This window comes from Mesorhizobium sp. M1403 (assembly GCF_040317695.1).
Taxonomy (GTDB): Bacteria; Pseudomonadota; Alphaproteobacteria; order Rhizobiales; family Rhizobiaceae; genus Mesorhizobium.
This window is the reverse complement of record NZ_JAMYKY010000008.1, coordinates 1-21,144: the sequence shown is the minus strand read 5'-3', so window position 1 is coordinate 21,144 and position 21,144 is coordinate 1. Positions and strand designations below refer to the sequence as shown.

Here is a 21,144-nt window from a genome sequence, read left to right as displayed (position 1 = left end):
AGGGGATCACGCTTTCTTGCGGCGACGCAGAAGGTGTGAGTTCCAAGCCCTGTCTATTTCAGCAATTGGATTGTGGCCCCTTTACGAGTGCTTCAGAACTTCATTCCAATTTTAGGTTTGCGAGCTAGGCTAGGAGCATAATGCCGGCGTATGAAAGGCAGATGTCGGGAGGAACCGCGCCACAGCGCGCGCTTTCGCGCGCCCTGCTTTTCGCTTTGTTGTGCTCGACGGCACTTGTTGCCGAAACCGGAAGTGCGGCAGCCTTCGAGATTTTCGGCATCAAGCTGTGGGGGTCGTCAAAGGACGAAGATGCCGACATCGTCGACCCACTACGCTATGCCGTGACGATAGAAGCGCCCGACGCTGACGAGGATCTTGCCGAGAAGCTCGAAAACGCCTCGGCGCTGAAAGCCGACGAGGAACACCCGGTATCAGGTTCGCTGGGTCTTTTGGCCAAGGCGCGCAGCGACCGTGAGCAACTTGTCGCCGCGCTCTACGCGGACGCGCGCTACGAGGGTGTCGTCACCATCACTATTCAAGGCAAGCCGCTCGACGATCTGCCGCCCGATGCCGAGTTTTCCGGCCCGCAGCCGATTCCGGTGGTGATAAGCATAGCAGCCGGGCCGAAATTCACGCTTGGCAACATCAGGCTGAAAGGCGATGCAGCGGGGCTGGCAAGTGCCGACTTCGGTCTGATCGCCGGCGGTGACGCCAGTTCGGGCGCCGTGCTCAAGGCCGAGGCGGCGATCGTGCGGGCACTCAAGCAAGAAGGCAGGCCGCTGGCCAAGGTGACGCGCCGCGAGATCGTCGCCGAGCACGCCGGTTCGACGCTCGACATGACGCTCACCGTCGCGGCCGGGCCGGTCGCCGGCTATGGCGACACCACTGTCGAGGGCACCGAAAAGGTCGACCGCGACTTCACCGAATATATGACTGGCCTGAAGCGCGGCCGCCAATATTCGCCCGATGAGATCGACGATGCGCGCGACCGGCTGCTCGGGCTCGAGGTCTTCAACAGCGTGACGGTGAAGGAAGCCGACGCGCTCGACGCCGAAGGCAACATCCCGATCGGTGTCCAGGTAAGCGAACGCAAGCCGCGCTATTTCGGCATTGGCGGCAGTTTCTCAAACACCGAAGGGCTGGGCCTCGAAGGCTATTGGGGGCACCGCAATCTGTTTGGCCGCGCCGAAAAGCTGCGCATCGACGGCAAGATCAGCGGCATCGGCAGCAACGACTTGACCCAGCTCAATTACAATGCCGGCGTCATGTTCGAAAAGCCGGGCGTGGTCGGGCCGGCGTCGAAATTCATTGCCAGTGTCAACACCGTGCTGGAGCACCCCGACGCCTACGACCATTTCTCGGTCAAGGGCAGCACCGGCCTGTCCTACGAACTCGACAAGAAGCAGACGGTTTCCGCGCAAGTCGCGCTTGACTATTCCAGGATCCACGACGCTTTTGGCAAGCACACTTATCTGATCGCCAGCATTCCGCTGCAATATGTCTACGATAATCGCGACAGCAAGCTCAATCCGACAAGGGGCTTCAGGGTGCTGGCCTATGTCGAGCCGAGCTACGACATTTTGAGCGGGGCTGCGTTCGTCAAGCTGAAAGGCGAGGGGTCGGCCTACCAGTCGCTCGATTCGGCCTCGAAATTCGTTTTCGCCGAACGTGTCGCCATCGGCTCGATCATCGGCGCCGGTCTTCAGGATGTTCCGGCCGACCGCCGCTTCTACTCCGGCGGCGGCGGCTCGGTGCGCGGCTATGCCTATCAGGGCATCGGCCCGAAGGACAGCAACGGAGAGCCGATCGGCGGGCTTTCCTTCTTCGAGACCTCGGTCGAGATGCGCATCGCCGTCACCGACAAGATCGGCGTCGTGCCGTTCGTCGATGCCGGCACGGTGTCCACCGGGCAGGTCCCCGATTTTTCGGACATGAAGGTCGGCGCGGGTGTAGGCTTGCGCTATCTGACGGCGTTCGGGCCGCTGCGCATCGACGCGGCAGTGCCGCTCAACCGCGGCCCCGACGATCCTCATTTCGGCATTTATGCCGGCATCGGCCAGGCATTCTGATGGCAATATTCAGGCGCATCCTCCGTATCCTTTTCTACACGCTGCTCATCGTCGTGGCAGCGGCGGTGGGGGCCCTCGTCGTGCTGACCAAAACCGAGCGCGGCCGCGAAAACCTTGCCGGCATCATCTCGACCATGGCCTCGACCGACGATCGCAAGGTCACTGTCGTCGGCATCGACGGTATCTGGTCGGGCGCGCTGAGGGTCGATCATGTCGTTCTGGAGGATCGCGAAGGCGCCTGGATGGTGGCGCGCAAGGTGGCTGTCGACTGGTCGCCGCTGGCACTCCTGTCGAAGAGCTTCAGCGCCGATCTTGTTGGGGCCGAGCGCATCGAATTGGCAAGGCTGCCGGTGGCCAGCACACAGCCGAGCCAAAGCGGAGCGACGACGCTGCCGGTTTCCATCGACGTCAAGCAGCTCGACCTTCCCGAAATCGCGCTCGGGCAGGCTCTGGCCGGCAGCGGTGTCGCCGAACTTGCAGCCAAGGGAGCGCTCAAGGCGGACGCCTCGCCATTGGCCATCGAGACCAACCTGAACATCGTTCGCCACGACGGCAAGCAAGGCACGGTCGACGCCAAAGCCCATTTCGCGCCCGCCGACAACAAGCTCGACTTAGACCTTAAGGCATCCGAGCCGGCCGGCGGCATCATCGCCAACCTGCTCAAGCTGCCAGGCGCGCCGCCAGTCGACATTGTCATTTCCGGCACAGGACCGCTCGCCAACTGGAATGGTATTGGAACCTTCGTTGTCGACGGCCGGATCGTCACCCAACTCACCGGTCGCCATCAGCTCACCGATAAGGGCCATTATGTCGAGGCCAACGGCGATGGCGAATTCGAGCGCTTCCTGCCCGAAACCCTGAAACCGCTGTTTGCCGGCAAGACCACCTTCGACCTCGCCGGCACAGCGACCGCGGCCGGTGGCGTCGATGTCGAGCGCGCCAATATCGACAGCGGCGCCGTGCACGCGACCGCCGCCGGCATTGTCGATCCGAGCGGCGCCAGCGATCTTTCGGTGAAACTCGCCGCGAAAGGGCCGCCGATCGTGCTTAGCCTCGGCAGTGAGGCACAGCCGATAACCGTGGCGATCAAGGACGCCACGGCACGCGCTTTCGGCGATGGCAAGGCGCCGATGGTCGATATCGGCGCGTCGCTGGTCTCGGTGGTGGCGGGCGGCACGCGGGTGGACGACCTGATCGGGCAAGTTCATTCTGATGGCTTCGACATCCAGAACCGTAGTGGGCCTGTCACCATCAAGCTGACGGCGGCCGGCCTGAACACCGACGTTGCGACATTGGCGCCGCTGATAACGGGCAGGGTCAGCGCCGGTCTCGCCGGCTCGGTCAGCAAGGACCAGGTCGTCGTCGACCAAGGCACGCTTCGCAGCGACGCGCTCAATGCGTCCGTGACGGCCACAGTAGCGCTTGCCGATCTGTCGATGACGCTCAAGATGAATGCCGACGCGGCCTCGACGGCGCTGCCGCCGCAGATCAGCTCGGTTCTCGGCCAGCGCGTGCAGTTTTCCGCAACCGCGACACGCGACCCGGACGGTGCGTTCGCCGCCAACGCATTGCAACTCACCTCAGGCACGCTTAGCGCCAGCGGCACCGCCATGGCGCAAGGCACCGATATCCGGGCCGATATCAAGGGCACGCTCGGCGACGTGTCGGTGCTGTCCCCGCTGGTCGGCGCGAAGGTCGGCGGCGCCGTCGGTTTTGCGCTGACGGCAAGCGGCGCGCGCAGCGCACCGGATTTCTCGGTTTCGGCCAACAGCGACAGCCTGACGGCGTCCGGCCGTGTGGTGAAGCAGATCAAGTTGAGCGCGAGCGGCAAAGCCGATATCGCTAGTCCCGCCGCCGATGTCTCGCTGACCGGCTCGGTCGACGACCAGCCGCTCGACCTCAAGGCATCGCTGGTCACAACCGATGGCAAGCGCTCCATCAATGGACTTGCCGTCTCGTTAGCCGACAACAAGGTCTCCGGCGACCTCGGGCTCGATGACAACCTGCTGCCGCTCGGCACGTTGAACCTCGATGCGGCGGATATTGCTCCGCTGGCCAGACTTGCCGGCCAAACGGTAGCCGGCGACGTGCGTGGCACGATCCGTTTCGCGAATGACAATGGTGCGCCGACGGTCGCGATCGATGCGACGAGCGCCGCGATCTCGCGCGGCGAACTGGCGGCGAAGACAATCGCTGTCAACGCGCTGGTCGCCAACTATCTCAAAGCCCCGGCGATCTCCGGCAAGATCAAGGCCGACACGATCACCTCCGGAACCACGGTGATCAGCGGCATCGACGTCGACCTGAAGCGCGATGGCGACTGGACCGGCTTTAGCGGCGGCGCCACGGTCGCCGGCATTCCGGCCAGCGCGGCCGGGCGGGTCAGGGTTGCGAACGGCACCACCAGCATCGAGCTTGCCTCGGGCGAGGCGACCGTCCGCGGCATCAAGGCAGCTGTCGCACAGCCATCGGCGCTGACAATCGCCAATGGCAGGGTGAGCATAGAGAAACTGGCGCTCGGTGTCGGCGGTGGTTCGGTTGCCGTGTCGGGTACGGCTGGCCAGACGCTCGATCTCGCTGCCACCTTGTCGGCGGTGCCGGCAGCACTTGCCAATGATTTTTCACCGGGCCTCGATGCCGTGGGCGCGCTCAGCGGCACCGCGCAAGTCACGGGATCGTCGGCTGCCCCCGACATTCGCTTCAACGCCCAGCTCAGCGGCGCCGAAACCAGCCAGACCCGGCGGGCCGGGCTCGGGCCGCTCAATCTCGATGCGGCAGGCCGTTTCTCGTTGGCCAGCGGCGTCGCCATCGAGCATGCGACGCTTGCCGGCGAGAAAATCTCCGGCAAGGCAGCCGGCACCATCAATCCGAACGGTGCCAGTGATTTCTCGCTCGACCTCGCATCCACCGGCCCGAGCCTGCCGCTTTCGCTCGGCAGCAAGGAGAGCCCGATCAAGCTCGAGCTGCAGACGCTGTCGCTAAAGGCGGCCGGGCAGGGCACCCAGCCGAAGCTCGACATCTCCGCGACACTGCCATCGGCCGCCACCAATCTAGCTAAGATCGAGGGCATCACGCTTGCGCTGCACTCCGACCGCTTCGACGTGAAAGCCCGGAGCGGGCCGATCTCCGGCTCGGTGATCGCCGAAAAAATCGGCCTCGACAATCCGACCGTCGCGCCGCTGATCGCCGGCAAGGTCACTGCCAAAGTTGCCGGCAGCCTTGCCGCCGACGCTGTCATCATCGATAGCGGCACCGTGACCAGCGACGCGTTGAACAGCGGCTTCAACGGGCGGGTCTCGCTGGCCGACGGCGCCATCGATCTAAATCTCAAGGCGGACGCCGCGTCGGCGGCGCTGCCGGTGGCGGCGCGTGGCATGCTCGCCGAGCGGACGCAACTCAGTGCCGCGCTGAAGCGAGACGCCAACGGCAATGTCACCGCCAACGCGATCAGGCTGTCATCAGGCGCGCTGACCGCAGACGGGCAGGCGAGCCTTGCCGACAACAGGCTGAGCGCCGACGTCAAAGGCGCACTAGGCGACGTCTCGCTGCTGTCCAAGGATGCCAAAGGCGCTATTTCTTTCGCGCTGAATGCGCAAGGCGCCAGCACCGCGCCGGATCTGTCGCTGACTGTCAACAGCGACAAGCTTTCGGTGGCCGCGCGCGAGATCACCGGGCTGAAGCTCACAGCCACCGGCAAGGCGGACGCAGCCAACCCGGCGGCGAATGTGCGACTCACCGGAAATGTCGCGGGCCAGTCGCTGCAGGGCAGCGCCGTGCTGGCGACATCGGACGGCAAACGCGCCATCAACGGGCTCTTGCTGTCGCTGGGCAAGAACCGTATTTCCGGCGACCTGGCGCTCGACGATGCCTTCGTGCCGGTCGGCACTGTGGCACTCGACCTGCCCGATATCGGTCCGCTTGCTGCCCTGGCACTGGAAAAAGCCGATGGCGATGTGCGCGGCACGATCGCCTTCTCCAAGGCGGGCGCCGTGCCGCAGGTCGCCGTCAAGGCGACGACGGGCTCGATCTCGCGCGGCGATTTCTCGGCCAAGGCGGTGACCATCGATGCTCTGATCGCCAACTATCTGGCGGCACCGGTGATCTCCGGAAAAATCCGCGCCGACAGCGTAAACTCCGGCGGCACCGTTATTCGGGGCGTCGACGTCGATCTCAAGCGCGACGGCGAATGGACCGGTTTTTCGGGTGGCGCCACCGTCAAGGATATTCCGCTGAAGGCCGCCGGCCGGGTCAGGGCGGTCAAGGGCACGACGACCGTCGAACTTGCCTCCGGCGAGGCGACCATTCGCGGCATCAAGGCGGCCATCGCCCAGGCCTCGACCATCAACATCGCTAATGGAGTGACCAGCCTCGACAGGCTGGTGCTCAACCTCGGCGGCGGAACGGCGACGGTCACGGGCAAGGCTGGGCAGGCGCTCGACCTCAACGCGACGCTGGCCCGCGTCCCGATCTCGATAGCCAACAGTTTTTCGCCTGGCCTCGATGCCGCCGGCTCCGTCTCGGGCACGGTGAAGGTGACGGGCGCGCCGGCCAATCCGGCCGTCGCCTTCAAGATCGACGCCACAGGCGTTCAGACGTCGCAGACCCGCGGTGCAGGTTTCGGCGGCATGGGCGTTTCGTCTTCAGGTACGTATTCGGGCAACAGACTGACCTTCGACGCCAACATGAGCGATGCCGCCGGCCTTGGCCTCAAGGGCGGCGGCACGATGACGACATCAGGCGCGCCCACCCTTGATCTCAACTTTTCCGGCAAGGTGCCGTTCGCCTTCCTCACCAGGACACTCGCCGCGCAAGGCCTGTCCTTGAGCGGCACGGCCGACGTGGATGTGCAGGTGCGCGGCCCGGCGACGTCGCCGGTGATCTCAGGCACGGTCCGTACGTCAGGCGCCCGCCTGGTCGACGCGCGCTCGGGGCTCGCGATCAACGACATCACCGCCGATGTCGCTATCGGTGGTGGCGTGGCCAGGATCAACCGCCTGACCGGCACGCTGTCGACGCGTGGCAGCCTTTCGGCCAGCGGCACCGTCGGCATCGATCCGGCTAAGGGTTTCCCAGCCGACCTGTCGGTCAAACTGGTCGACGGCCGTTATACCGACGGCAAGGTGGTCACTGCTAACCTCGGCGGCGACCTGACCATCAAGGGACCGCTCACCTCCGGGCCGGTGATTTCCGGTACCGTCAACCTGGCCAAGACCGTCATCACCGTACCCGAAAAGCTGCCCGGCTCGCTGGCCGAGCTCAACGTCAAGCACAAGAATGCGCCGGCAGCCGTGCGTGCGCAGGACAAGGCGTTGCGCCCGGCCGCTGCAAGCAGCGGTGGCGGCGGCAGTGGCCTCAACCTCGACGTCACGATCAATGCGCCGAGCCAGATCTTCATCCAGGGCAGGGGCGTCGACGCCGAGCTCGGCGGTTCGCTGCGGCTGACCGGTCCGGCATCGTCACCCCAAGCGGTCGGCACCTTCACCTTGCGGCGCGGGCGGCTGACGATCCTTGCCAAGCGGCTGACCTTCACCGAAGGCACGGTCGGCTTCTCGGGCTCTCTGGTGCCCTACCTCAACCTTACGGCGCAATCCAAGACAACCAGCGCCACCGTGACCATCGTGGTGTCGGGCGAGGCGACCAACCCGAAATTCACCTTCTCCTCGGTACCCGCGCTGCCGGAGGACGAGGTGCTGGCGCAGCTGATCTTCGGCCGTTCGATGTCGAACCTGTCGCCGCTGCAGATCGCGCAGCTTGCCGAGGCTGCCGGACAACTGGCCGGCGTCGGCGGCTCGACCTCCCTGCTGCAGAACCTGCGCAGCGCGATCGGCGTCGACGATCTCGACGTAATCACCGACGAAGAGGGCGGCACCGCCGTCTCGGCGGGCAAGTATCTCAACGACCGCACTTACGTGACGATCCAGAAGGGCGATAGGCCCGGCTCGGGCAAGGCAACCGTCGATCTCGACGTCGGGCGCGGCGTCAAGCTGCGTGGTGAGGCAACCGACGCCGGCGAAGCCAAAGGCGGTGTTTTCTATGAACGGGAATATTGAAACGGCTGTTCGCGCAGAACAGTTGGTTGCCCGAAGAACGAGCGGCGCAGCAGCAAATGTCCCGGTTTAATTGTCCGTGGAGATTTCGCGCGAAATCCCTGGCGCAGTAGCAAATTTGCGCCAAGACTGTCGTTATCGCGCGAACCGCCCTGCTTTCAAAGTTGCACATTCCTTGGCATGTTCCCAATCCGTGCCGTCTTTGACATCATGGCGCGAATGCGGAATGTTAAAAGGCAGAAAGCCAACAATGGGAGTTAGTCATGACGATCTACAAGAGTAACGGCGACCGCGTTCCCGATCACATCCTGGCCATGGCCGAAGACGCCAAGGCAGGCAAGATGGATCGTCGCGAATTTCTGGCTCTCGCCAGCGTCTTCGGTGCGTCGACGGCGATGGCATATGGCATGCTTGGCCTTGCAGACCCCACGCCGGCCAAGGCGGAAGAGGTCCAGGGCAAGAAAGGCGGCGTATTGAAGGTCGCGCAGTGGATCAAGGATCCGAAGGATCCGCGCAAGTCCGACTGGTCGGAAATCGCCAATGCCGAGCGTCAGGCGCTCGAGCCGCTGGTCAAATATACCACCGAATACACATTCCGCCCCTATCTGCTGGAGAGCTGGGACGTGAATGACGACGCTACCGAATACACGCTGCACGTGCGCAAAGGCGTCACCTGGAACAACGGCGATCCGTTCACCGCAGACGACGTCATCTTCAACCTCAAGCGTTGGGCCGACAAGAAGGCCGAAGGCAATTCTATGCCCGGTCGCCTCGGTTCGCTGGTCAAGGACGACAAGCTGGATGAGAGCGCGGTGACCAAGGTCGACGACCACACGATCAAGCTGACGCTCAGCAAGCCCGATATCGCCCTCATTCCCAACGTGTGCGACTATCCCGGCCTCATCGTCCACAAGACGTTCGACGAAAAAGGCGGCGACTTCAAGTCCTGCCCGATCGGCACTGGGCCGTTCGAGCTGGTCTCTTACGATGTCGGCCAGAAAGTGGTCTACAAGCGTCGTGAAGACAACAAGTGGTGGGATGGCGAGGTCTTCCTCGACGGCATCGAGTTCATCGACTACGGCACCGATCCGGCGGCGATGGTCAGCGCTTTCGAAGCTGGCGAAGTGCACACCAATTTCGAAACCTCGGCCGACTATGTGTCGATCCTCGACGGCATGGACCTGGCGAAGTCCGAGGTCGTCACCGCCTCGACGATCGTCTGCCGCACCAATGTGACCAACAAGCCTTACGGCGACCAGAAGGTTCGCAACGCCCTGCAGCTCGCGGTCGACAACGCTGTCGTCCTCCAGCTCGGCTACGGCAATGCCGGCACGGTTGCCGAGAACCACCATGTCGCCCCGATCCATCCGGAATACTACGAATTGCCGAAGGTTGCTCGCGACCCGGCCAAGGCAAAGGCGCTGATGGCGGAAGCCGGCCAAGCCGATTTCGAGCACGAGCTGATCACGGTCGACGAAGACTGGCACAAGAACACCGGCGATGCGATCGCCGCGCAGATGCGCGACGCCGGCATCAAGGTAAAGCGTACGGTGCTGCCGGGTTCGACCTTCTGGAACGACTGGACGAAGTATCCGCTGTCGATGACCAACTGGAACATGCGGCCGCTCGGCGTCCAGGTTCTGGCGATCGGCTATCGTACAGGTGAAGCCTGGAACGAGACGGCTTGGTCGAATCCCGAGTGGGATGCCAAGCTCAACGCTGCGCTGGCAGTTGCCGACGCCGCCAAGCGCAAGGAAATGATGAAGGATATCGAGCAGATCCTGCAGGATTCCGGCATTATCATCCAGCCTTATTGGCGCAAGCTCTACAGCCATTCGGTCAAGGCGGTGCAGAACTACAAGATGCACCCGACCTTCGAGCGCGACTACGGTAAGGTCTGGCTCGACCAGGCCTGACCGGACGATCCGGAAAGGGGCGTCTGGCCCCTTTCTCTCGCTCGTTGCATGGTCCTTGGACCGGAAGTCGGCGCAGCAAAAAGTTGCGGACTCTTCGGCCGGGGTCTGCAATAAAAAGGGTATTGCATCTGGGACTGGTCTGAAGGCTTGTTCTGCCGCTGGCGGCAGGGCACGGCTTGCAAACCGGTTCCACCCCCCAACCCGACCGGCAGGGGACCGCCATGCTTTCTTTCGTTATCAGGCGTCTCGGCACCATGGCATTGACGATGCTGTGCCTGACGATGATCGTCTTCTTCCTGGTCAATCTCGGGCCCAATCTGAAGAAGCTCGCGATCAGCCAAACCGAAATGCACACATCGGCTGAGCAGCTCGAGGCTTGGCTGGTCAATCATGGCTATCGGCAGAATTTCTTTGTCCGCTACGGACAATGGCTGGGCGTCGTGCCCAAGCAGCCGGTGACCGACCCGGCGACAGGCAAGCCAGCGCAGCGTTTCTCCTTCTGCAACGATCCGGTCGTGCCGACATTTTCCGGCATCCTGCAAGGCGATTTCGGCTGCTCGACCAAATTCAAGACGACGGTCGCCTCGAAACTCTTTCCGGCGCTCAGCGCCACCGGCATCCTGATGCTCTGCGTGCTTGCGGTTATGGTGCCGGTCTCGCTCCTGATCGGCATTCTTGCCGGCATGCGCGAGGGCTCACGCACCGACCGCACATTGTCGGTGGCTTCGATCGCCTCGACGGCGACGCCCGAATATGTTTCGGGCGTCATCTTCACCGTCATCTTCGCCTCCTGGCTCGGCGTGCTGAACGGCTCGGCGGCCTCGGCCAGCCAGGGCATCACCTTCTACAATTTCACCTTGCCGGTGATGACGCTGGCGATCTACGGCATCGGCTACATCGCCCGCATGACCCGCGCCTCGATGGTCGAGGTGATGACACAGCAATATATCCGAACCGCCCGGCTGAAGGGCCTCTCCTTCGGCAGCGTGGTGGTAAAGCACGCTCTGCGCAACGCGCTGATCGCACCGTTCACGGTCATCATGCTGCAGTTCCCCTGGCTGCTCACCGGCGTCGTCATCGTCGAGGTGATGTTCCGCTACCAGGGGTTCGGCTACACGCTGGTCGAGGCGGCCGGCAACAACGACATCGATCTTCTGCTCGGCTGCTCGCTGGTCTCGGTGTTTATCGTTCTGATCACACAGCTCATCTCCGATGTCGGCTACGCGTTCCTCAATCCGCGCATCAGAGTTCAATAGGAGACCGGGCGGATGCAGGTCGAATATCTCAGCGCATTCAACGTCGTACTCGGCGTCCTCGCCCGCTTCTGGCCGGTCTGGATCGCTCTCGCCCTGGTGATGGGGGCGAGCTTCGGCTACAAGAAGAAGCTTGGCCTTTACGGCCAGCTTTTCGACAGCGGCGTCGGCATCGTCGGCGTCGGCATCTGCCTGTTCTGGCTGTTCACGGCGATCTTCGCATCGACCGTCGCGCCCTTCGATCCGCTCGCCCAGGTGCCGATCATGAAGGACGCGCTGCCGGGCGCGATCGAGCCGGCGTCGAAGCTTGTATACTATTTCGGCGGCGACAAGCTCGCCCGCGACGTGTTCTCCCGCATGGTCTATGGCAGCCAGATCGTGCTGATCATCGCGCCGGCGGCAACCGGCTTTGCACTGATGGTCGGCATCACGCTCGGCCTGCCGGCTGGCTATTACGGCGGCAGGATCGATACGGTGCTCTCCTTCCTCGCCAATTTGGTGCTGGCCTTCCCGGTGATCCTGCTGTTCTACCTCCTGGTGACGCCAGGCATCATGGACACGCCGATCCCCTACGCGATGGCCGGGCTGTTCTTCCTGTTCCCGATCATCTTCTTCAGCGTGCTGTTCTGGACGCGCTACAAGAACCGGCCCGACCGCCTCTATATCCTGCTTGGCCTGACGTTGGTCGTTGGCGGCTGGATCTATGCCGGCCTTGTCTTCGACGCCGATCCGTTCAAGATCATCCACATCGATCCCAACCAGCTCAACATCTTCGTGGCAGTGGTGTTCGCCTCCAGCCCGGGCGTGTTCCGCATCGTGCGCGGCCTGGTCATGGATATCAAAACGCGCGACTATGTTGCGGCGGCGCAGACGCGCGGTGAATCGCCCTGGTACATCATGCTGTGGGAGATATTGCCCAATGCGCGCGGGCCGCTGATCGTCGACGCCTGCCTGCGCATCGGCTACACTACGATCCTGCTCGGCACGCTCGGCTATTTCGGGCTGGGGCTGGCGCCGGAAAGCCCGGACTGGGGCACGGCGATCAAGGATGCCAGCCGGCTGCTGCGCTCTTTCATCCACCCGGCGCTGCCGCCGACGATCGCATTGATGTCGTTCGTGCTCGGCCTCAACCTCCTGGCGGATTCGTTGCGCGAACAGTCGATGAAGGATTGATGCCGGGAAAGATTGAACCGGGAAAGATCGATGCCGGGTTCGGCCCGACATGCCTGCAGAACAAGGATTGGAGCGACCCATGAATGAGGCAGTTCGAAATCCCGCCAAGCCGACCAATGGGCCGATCATCGAGATCGAGAACCTGTCGATCTCCTTCTTCACCCGCAAGGGAGAGATCCCGGCCGTCATGGATTTTTCCTGCACGGTCATGCCCGGCGAGGCGATGGGCATCGTCGGCGAATCCGGCTGCGGCAAGTCGACCGTGTCGCTCGGCATCATGCGCGACCTCTCGAACATCGGAAAGATCGTCGGCGGAAAGATCAAGTTCCAAGGCAAGGACATGGGAGAACTGTCCGACGAGGAACTGCGCGCCATCCGCGGCAACAAGATCGCCATGATCTACCAGGAGCCGATGGCCAGTCTCAACCCGGCGATGAAGGTCGGCCAGCAGCTGATGGAAGTGCCACTGATCCACGACAAGGTATCGAAGGATGAAGCCTATAAACGCGCGTTGGAAATGGTGCGCGCGGTGAAGCTGCCGGATCCCGAGCGCATGATGCGTTCCTACCCACACCAGCTTTCCGGCGGCCAGCAGCAGCGCATCGTCATTGCCATGGCGCTGCTGTCGAAGCCTGCGCTGCTTCTGCTCGACGAGCCGACGACAGCGCTCGACGTGACGGTTGAGGCCGGTATCGTCGATCTGGTCAAGGGGCTGGGCGAGAAGTTCGGGACCTCGATGATCTTCGTGTCGCACAATCTCGGCCTGATCCTGGAGACCTGCGACCGCATCACGGTGATGTATTCGGGCGAAGCGGTGGAGACGGGCAAGATCAAGGACGTCTTCGACCGGATGCGCCATCCCTACACGCAAGGCCTGTTCCGCTCGATCCCGTTGCCGGGCGCCGACAAGAATTCGCGGCCTCTGATATCCATTCCGGGGCAGTTGCCGCTGCCGCACGAGCGGCCGAAGGGCTGCAATTTCGGCCCGCGCTGCCACCATTTCGTCGAGGGCGTCTGCAACGCCGCCGAAATTCCGATGATCGCGGTCGAAGGCCATGACGGGCATTTCTCGCGCTGCGTACGCTTCAACGAGATCGACTGGGAGGCGCTGCCGCCTGGCGCCAAGAAAGTCAACGAGCGCGTGGTGCCCGGTGCGCCGGTGCTCCAGATCGAAGACCTCAGGAAGTACTACAAAGTCGGCGGCAGCGAAGTGTTCGGCTCGAGCGAAGGACGTGTCGTCAAGGCCAACGAGACGATCTCTTTCATGGCGCGCGAATCCGAGACCGTCGCTATCGTTGGCGAATCCGGCTGCGGAAAATCGACCCTGGCCAAGGTATTGCTCGGCCTCGAAACGGCAAGCTCCGGCCGCGTGAAGCTGGGCAACAAGGAAATCCAGTCGACCGGGATCGAGAAGCGCAGCGTCGACACCGTGTCGTCGATCCAGATGGTGTTCCAAAATCCGTTCGACACACTCAATCCCAGCCATTCGGTCGGTTCGCAGATCATCCGTACGCTGGAAAAGTTCAATGTCGGCGACACGGTGGCCGACCGCCGCAAGCGGATGCTGGAACTGCTCGATCTGGTGAAGCTGCCAAGGGCATTCGAGACGCGCAAGCCGCGCCAGCTTTCAGGTGGCCAGAAACAGCGCATCGGCGTGGCGCGGGCCTTTGCCGGCGACGCCAAGGTGGTGGTGGCCGACGAGCCGGTCTCGGCGCTGGATGTGTCCGTCCAGGCGGCGGTGACCGAACTCTTGATGGACATCCAGCGCAAGAACAAGACCACGATGCTGTTCATCAGCCACGATCTGTCGGTGGTGCGCTACATCGCCGACCGCGTCGTCGTCATGTATCTCGGCTATATCGTCGAGCAAGGCACGACCGACCAGATATTTTCGCCGCCCTATCACCCCTATACCGAGGCGCTGCTGTCGGCGATCCCGATTGCCGATACCAGCGTCGTGAAAAGGCATATCGTGCTCGAAGGCGACATTCCGTCGGCGATGAACCCGCCCTCGGGCTGCCCGTTCCAGACGCGCTGCGGCTACAAGAAACTTGTGCCGGACAATCTTTGCGAAACTACGGTGCCGCCGGTCAAAAATCTCGGCGACGGTCATATGAGCCTGTGCTGGCTGGCCGACGACGTGCTGGCAAAAATGGAGCCGGTGATTAAATTCGACAAGGAACACGCGGCGAATGAGGGCGTGCCGGATGATGCAAACCACGGTGTTGGCCCGGGCTTTGCTGGAGATCCGCCCAAGCGCCCGCATGGCAAGACTGGCAGCGTTGAAGCCGATGCCGAGGGTCAGGCAGCGGAGAATGCCGAAGCGGTCGCCAAAGCCCGCCGTCACGAGGTTCGCGACGAGGTTTCAGAGACCGGCGGCATCTCAAGCTCTGCTGATAGCGCAGTGGCACCAATCACGCCGCCGACAGTCGGCGACGGCCGCCAGGCCGAGAACGCCACGCGCAAGCCGCGCAGACCCAAGGGCGGCTAAAATGCCGCTGATGTGCTAGCGCGCGCATTGCCGTAGCTGCGCGGCGTAGTCCTGCGCCATCTGTTCGGTGGCGTGCGCATAGCGCTGCACCTCGGCGTCGCCGCGATTGCCGCGCTTATAGGCATTCCAGCCGAGATAGTAGGCGAGATATAGATTGTAGGTGTCGTTGCGGGGGACGCCGAGTGTGTCGGCGGTCTTGGAATGATACCAGCCGACAAAATCGACGGCATCGGCAAACCTGGTGCGGCGCGCCGCCCAACTGCCGGTCTCGTTCTGGTATTGCGCCCAGGTGCCGTCGAGCGCCTGCGAGAAGCCGGTGGCGCTGGAGATATGTTTCCAGGGAATGAAACCCAGCAGCTTGGTGCGCGGCGGCCGTGCATTGCTCTTAAAGCCGGATTCCTTGCGCACCGTCGCCATCAGTACTGGGACTGGCACCCCATATTTCTGCTCGGCGCGCTGTGCTGCCGCCTGCCAGTTGTCGAACCAGCCATCGTTCTGGTCGAAAACGGCGCAGACATCGTTGATGTGGTTCGGCGGCGTCGCGCAGGCCGAAAGTGCCAGCGGCACGGCAATCGCTACAATTTTACTAAAACTCGACCTACGCATTGGAAGAGCATTAGGCCGAAAACATAAAAGGAATCTTGCTGCGTTCCTTAACGGCTCATCGGCCGCTTTGGCTGGCGCTGAGCAAGTATGAACCTTCCGACATTTGTTGTCGCTTTTACCGATGTGAAATTCCCGGTATGGCGCCTTGGCTAAAATCACGCCCGCAGGTGGCGGATTCTTGACAGCCCGATCTTTGTGCCGGCGCTTTGATGCGCCGCATGAGCGAACCAAGACGCAAGCGCGGCGCCGAGCGAACGAGCAACAGGGGACCCACCGCCATCCCGCAACTGCCGCTCAGGCGGGTGACAAACCCTTATCCGCCGATGGCGATGCTGTCGGCCGACCAGATCGAGGCGATCCACCAGGCGTCGATACATATCCTGGAGAATTTCGGCATTGAGGTGATGAGCCCGCGGGCGCTGTCACTGTTCGAGAAGGCCGGGGCCAAGGTCGATCATGCCTCGATGAACGTCCGCATCGATCGCGGCATGATCGAGGAAGCGCTGAAGACGACGCGGTCCAGCTACACGCTGACGCCGCGCAATCCCGCCCATGCCGTCCACCTCGGCGGCAATACCATCAACTTCACGCTCGTCGCCGGGCCGCCCAATGTGCACGACATGGAGCGCGGCCGCCGTGCCGGCAATTTGCGCGATTATTCCGATCTCGTCCGGCTGGCGCAGCATTTCAACTGCATCCACATGCTCGGCAACCAGGTCTGCGCGCCGGTGGAATTGCCGGCGAATTCCCGTCATCTCGACACCTATTTCGCCAATCTGACGCTGACGGACAAAAGCTTTCACGTCTCGGCCATCGGCCGTGGCAGGGCGCTCGACGGCATCAAGATGATGGCAATCGCGCGCGGACTGACGCTTGACGAGATGCGCGACGATCCCGGGGTCACCACGATCATTTCGGTCAACTCGCCGCGCCGCTTCGACGAGATGATGGCCGAGGGGCTGATGACGATGGCCGAGTTCGGCCAGTCGGTGGCGGTGACGCCGTTCACGCTGATGGGAGCGATGAGCCCGGTGACGCTTGCCGGCGCGCTCGCCCAGCAGAATGCCGAGGCGCTGTTTGGCGTTGTGCTGACGCAGCTCGTCCGTCGCGGCGCGCCGGTGATGTATGGCGCCTTCACCTCCAATGTCGATATGAAATCGGGCGCGCCGGCCTTCGGCACGCCTGAAAATACCAAGGCGAACATCGCGTCCGGACAGTTGGCGCGGCGTTACAAGCTGCCTTATCGCACGACACCGGGCTCAGCCTCCAATGCCGCCGACGCGCAAGGCGCCTATGAGACGCTGATGGCGCTGTGGGGCGCGGTGCTAGGCCACGGCAACCTCGTCTATCACGCCGCCGGCTGGCAGGAGGGCGGACTGACTGCATCGTTCGAAAAGTTCATCATCGACGTCGAGATGATCCAGCACATGATGGAGTTTTTGCGCCCGATCGAAGTCAACGAGGCCGAGCTTGCCGTCGAGGCTCTGGGTGCGGTTCCGACCGGCGGCCACTTCTTCGGCGAGCCACACACGCTGGAGCGCTACGCCAAGGCCTTCTACCAGCCGATACTGTCCAACTGGCAGAACTACGAGGCCTGGCAGGAGGCCGGTGGGCTCGACGCCACGTCGCGTGCGACCAGGCTGTGGAAGAAGGCGCTGGAGGACTATATCGAGCCGGTGATGGAAATCTCCAGGCGCGAAGCGCTGGAGGCATACGTGGCCAAGCGCAAGGAAGCGATCGGGCAAGGCGAGCCTTAAGCGCCACTCTTCTTATTTGGATTCATTCTCTTCTCCTCCAGAATCATGAAACCCATCCAACCCTTTGAAATAACGAGAACCTCATGAAATCGCATGCAAAGGTCGTGGTCATCGGCGGTGGTGTCGTCGGGTGCTCCGTGCTGTTCCATCTGGCCCGCCACGGCTGGACCGACATTGTGCTTCTGGAGCGCGATGAATTGACCTCCGGCTCGACCTGGCACGCGGCCGGCGGCATGCACACGATCAATGGCGACCCCAACGTCGCCAAGCTGCAGAAATACACGATCTCGCTCTACAAGGAGATCGAGGAGCTGTCCGGCCAGGCGACCGGCGTGCATTTGACCGGCGGCGTCCTGCTGGCGGCGACCGAGGCGCGGCTCGACTGGCTGCGCGGCGTCGTCGCCAAGGGCCGCTATCTCGGCATCGAGCTCGAGGAGATATCGCCGATCGAGGCTGCCGAGCTGATGCCGTTGCTCGATCCCAAGCAGTTCGTCGGTGCCGTCCGCAACAAGGAGGACGGTCATCTCGATCCGTCCGGCGTTACCCACGCCTATGCCAAGGCCGCGAGGAAGCTTGGTGCTGAAGTCGAGCGCTTCGCCAAGGTCGAGGATATTGTGCGGCGCGCCGACGGGTTGTGGCGTGTCATCACCAACAAGGGCGAGGTGGTGGCCGAACATGTCGTCAATGCCGGTGGACTGTGGGCGCGCGAGGTCGGCCGCATGGTTGGGCTGGAGCTGCCGGTGCTGGCGATGGAGCACATGTACCTGATCACCGAGGACATGCCGGAGGTCGCCGCCTGGAACCAGAAGACCGGCACGGAGATCATCCATGCGGTCGACTTCGACGGCGAGCTCTATCTGCGCCAGGAACGCGGCGGCATGCTGATGGGCACTTATGAAAAGGCCAACAAGCCATGGTCCGAATTCCAGACGCCATGGAATTTCGGCCACGAACTGCTCGAGCCCGACATCGACCGCATTGCGCCGTCGCTGGAAGTCGGCTTCCGGCATTTCCCGGCCTTCCAGAATACCGGCATCAAGCAGATCATCAACGGGCCCTTCACCTTCGCCCCGGACGGCAATCCGCTGGTCGGCCCGGTGCGGGGCCTACCGGGATTCTGGGTGGCCTGTGGTGTCATGGCGGGGTTCTCACAGGGTGGCGGCGTCGGGCTGGCGCTGTCGAACTGGATGATCGAGGGCGATCCCGGTGCCGATATCTGGGCGATGGACGTTTCGCGCTACGGCGACTGGGCCACGATGGCCTACACCAACGCCAAGGTGCGCGAGAATTATTCGCGGCGGTTTTCGATCCGCTTCCCGAACGAGGAGTTGCCGGCTGGACGGCCGCACAAGACGACGCCGGTCTACGATCTGTTGTCGGCCAAAGGCGCGCAATGGGGCGTCGCCTTCGGGCTGGAGGTGCCGCTGTGGTACGCGCCCGAAGGCGTCAAGGACGAATTCTCCTGGCGCCGCTCGAGTGATTTCGAGCATGTCGCAAATGAGGTCAAGACCGTTCGAGAAGGCGTTGGCCTGTCGGAGATTTCGAGCTTCGCCAAATACAAGGTGACGGGCGAGGGCGCTGCAGCCTGGCTCGACCGCCTGCTTGCCTGCAAGCTGCCAAGGCCCGGCCGCATGACGCTGGCGCCGATGCTGAAGGAAGACGGCAGGCTGATTGGCGATTTCACGCTAGCCAATCTCAGCAGCCCAAATTCGGAAAGGGACGGCTGGTTCCTGGCCGGCTCCGGCGTCGCCGAGCAGTACCATATGCGCTGGTTCGAAGCGCATCTGCCGAAGGACGGCTCGGTCAGTATCGAAGCGCTGGGAGCAAAACTCACCGGCTTATCGATCGCCGGGCCGAGCACGCGGAACCTTCTTGAAAAGGTCACACGATCTGATGTGTCGAATACGGCCTTTCCGTTCATGGCCATCAGCAAGATGGACATCGGCATGGCGCCGTGTCTGGTCGGGCGTGTCAGCTACACCGGCGATCTCGGCTACGAGATCTGGGTGGCGCCGGAATATCAGCGCGCCGCCTATCAGGCGCTGATGGCGGCGGGCGAAGAATTCGGCATCGGCCTGTTCGGCTCGCGAGCGCTCAACGCATTGCGGCTGGAAAAGAATTACGGCTCATGGGCGCGCGAATACCGGCCGATCTATGGGCCGCTGGAGGCCGGCCTCGATCGCTTCGTCGCCTATGCCAAGGAGGCCGATTTCATCGGCAAGCAGGCGGCGCTGGCAGAGCGCAAGCAAGGCGGCAGACTGCGGCTGCGGGCCTTTGTCGTCGATGCTGTCGATGCCGACGTCATCGGCGACGAACCAATCTGGCATGGCGGCGCCGTGCGCGGCTGGGTCACGTCGGGCGGCTATGCGCATCATTCGAAAAAATCCGTCGCTATCGGCTATGTGCCGAAAGAGATTGCCGACGAAGTCGACGGTTTTGAGATCGAGCTTCTGGGCAAACGCCATGTTGCGCGCATGCAGCCGGTCCCACTGTTCGACGCGAACTTCGAGCGGATGCGTGGGTGAGGTTTCAGGCGCTGCGGCGGTTATCCAGCGCCAATGCGCCGGCGCCGGCGAATACCAGATAGAGGAAGATGAAGCAGAACGATATTGCCGCATCGCCACCATTGTTGACCGGGAAGAAGTCGCGCGGCATGTGCGCCATGAAATAGGCGATCGCCATCTCACCGCTGAGAAGGAATGCCACCGGCCTAGTGAAAAGCCCCAATACCAGCAGGATGCCACCGGCGAATTCCAGGATGGCCGCGGTCAGCGATAGCCCGCTCAGGGCGCCGGCATGGTCGCCGACGGGGAAATTGAACAGCTTTTGCGTACCATGTTCGATGAATTGCAGTGCCGTCACGAAGCGCAATGCGGCCAGAGCCTGCAGCTGATATCTGACAAGACCGTCGAAAAGCTTCATCTAAGACTCCATTTTACCCCCGAACCGGCCATAGATCATCGCCCGACAGGGGACCATTCACTTCGCATGGCCCGCCAGCCACAATCAGTGATTGGAAATGTTCCTCGTCCTTTTAATATTTTTCTCTCCAGGGTTGTATTTTAAATGCTATAGTTGTAGTGATATCCAGACACTCCAAACCATGTGGGTTCCGTTTGCCATGAGAAAAGTCGTCGTCAGCCTATTCGCCATCCTTGCAGGCACCAGCGTCGCCACGGCCGACGATGCCGGCTGTGCTGCCTTCAAATGGCCGGTGACGCGCGAGGAGGCCCTGTTTGCGGCGGCGCCCGCCGCGCAGTCCGGCGCTGACCTTTCGGTCGGCGAGGCTGCAGATGTGGCGTTGGCGCCGGTCGGCACGATCAGCTTCACCGTTCCGCCGGAACGCGCGCCGGCAGCCGGTACATTCGGCGCGATGGCGAGCGTGGCCGTGCCCCCCGAGGGAGAGCTCCAGATCAGCCTGTCTGATGAGGCTTGGATCGATGTCGTTCAGGACGGTAAAGCCGTGAAGTCGGCGGCTTTCAGTGGTATAAAAACCTGTCCGGGGATCCGCAAGAGCGTGCGCTTCAAGCTAGCCGCCGGCCCGGCGACCATCCAGCTCAGCGGCGCCAAGAAGCCCGATCTCAAAGTTTCCGTGCTGACGCCGGAATAGTTCTCAAAGAGCGTAAGGTTGGAGGGACAGCGCCCCTCTCTGTCCTGCCGGACATCTCCCCCACGAGGGCAGGGGAATCGCATATGGCGATTTTGGGGTTGAGTTTAGGCTGAGAAAGGATTCTTTGGAGAGGCAGTTGAGCGAAGGAGCGACTGCCATTTCCTGCCTTGAGAGCTACTTTGGCGCGGTGCCTGATCCACGCGCGCCCAACGCCACGCACCG

General features: G+C 62.8%; 11 protein-coding genes. 9 read left to right on the top strand and 2 right to left on the bottom strand.

All coding sequences use genetic code 11. The features are described from left to right. Window positions 1–140 precede the first annotated feature (140 nt). The 6 genes from NKH01_RS15510 to NKH01_RS15485 all read left to right on the top strand — a co-directional run bounded on the left by NKH01_RS15510 (window position 141) and on the right by NKH01_RS15485 (window position 14,949). Window positions 141–2,069: an autotransporter assembly complex protein TamA gene (locus NKH01_RS15510; RefSeq protein WP_353020950.1), complete on the top strand. Its 1,929-nt coding sequence runs from the start codon at window positions 141–143 to the stop codon at window positions 2,067–2,069. Then, window positions 2,069–8,119: a translocation/assembly module TamB domain-containing protein gene (locus NKH01_RS15505; RefSeq protein WP_353020947.1), complete on the top strand. Its 6,051-nt coding sequence runs from the start codon at window positions 2,069–2,071 to the stop codon at window positions 8,117–8,119. The genes NKH01_RS15510 and NKH01_RS15505 overlap by 1 nt, the downstream gene beginning before the upstream one ends. 260 nt (window positions 8,120–8,379) lie before the next feature. Further along, window positions 8,380–10,032, top strand: coding sequence for an ABC transporter substrate-binding protein (locus NKH01_RS15500; RefSeq protein ID WP_023720874.1), 1,653 nt, complete (start codon window positions 8,380–8,382; stop codon window positions 10,030–10,032). Between the two features lie 221 nt (window positions 10,033–10,253). Next, the gene (locus NKH01_RS15495) at window positions 10,254–11,288 is read left to right on the top strand and encodes an ABC transporter permease (protein WP_023720873.1); all 1,035 of its coding nucleotides are present in this window, start codon (window positions 10,254–10,256) and stop codon (window positions 11,286–11,288) included. Window positions 11,289–11,300: 12 nt separating this feature from the next. Continuing rightward, window positions 11,301–12,458, top strand: coding sequence for an ABC transporter permease (locus tag NKH01_RS15490; protein WP_353020944.1), 1,158 nt, complete (start codon window positions 11,301–11,303; stop codon window positions 12,456–12,458). 79 nt (window positions 12,459–12,537) lie between these two features. Next, window positions 12,538–14,949, top strand: coding sequence for a dipeptide ABC transporter ATP-binding protein (locus NKH01_RS15485; RefSeq protein ID WP_023720871.1), 2,412 nt, complete (start codon window positions 12,538–12,540; stop codon window positions 14,947–14,949). A gap of 15 nt (window positions 14,950–14,964) precedes the next feature. Here the strand turns inward: NKH01_RS15485 and NKH01_RS15480 are convergent, their stop codons facing one another. Continuing rightward, window positions 14,965–15,555: a transglycosylase SLT domain-containing protein gene (locus tag NKH01_RS15480; RefSeq protein ID WP_353020942.1), complete on the bottom strand. Its 591-nt coding sequence runs from the start codon at window positions 15,553–15,555 to the stop codon at window positions 14,965–14,967. A gap of 218 nt (window positions 15,556–15,773) precedes the next feature. Here NKH01_RS15480 and NKH01_RS15475 point away from each other — a divergent pair, with 218 nt between their 5' ends. Both NKH01_RS15475 and NKH01_RS15470 read left to right on the top strand, forming a co-directional pair. After that, complete coding sequence (locus NKH01_RS15475) at window positions 15,774–17,312, top strand: trimethylamine methyltransferase family protein (protein ID WP_353020939.1); 1,539 nt, start codon at window positions 15,774–15,776, stop codon at window positions 17,310–17,312. An 83-nt stretch (window positions 17,313–17,395) separates the two neighbouring features. Continuing rightward, window positions 17,396–19,837 carry a GcvT family protein gene (locus NKH01_RS15470; protein ID WP_353020936.1) on the top strand — a complete coding sequence of 814 codons (2,442 nt, stop codon included), beginning with the start codon at window positions 17,396–17,398 and terminating at the stop codon, window positions 19,835–19,837. A gap of 4 nt (window positions 19,838–19,841) precedes the next feature. On the opposite strand, the gene NKH01_RS15465 is transcribed toward NKH01_RS15470, so the two are convergent. Then, a complete protein-coding gene (locus NKH01_RS15465) occupies window positions 19,842–20,234 on the bottom strand; it encodes a DoxX family protein (RefSeq protein ID WP_023720867.1) in 393 nt (130 codons plus the stop codon). A gap of 181 nt (window positions 20,235–20,415) precedes the next feature. On the opposite strand from NKH01_RS15465, the gene NKH01_RS15460 reads away from it, so the two are divergent. Continuing rightward, window positions 20,416–20,922, top strand: coding sequence for a hypothetical protein (locus NKH01_RS15460; RefSeq protein ID WP_031194518.1), 507 nt, complete (start codon window positions 20,416–20,418; stop codon window positions 20,920–20,922). The last annotated feature ends 222 nt before the right edge of the window (window positions 20,923–21,144 follow it).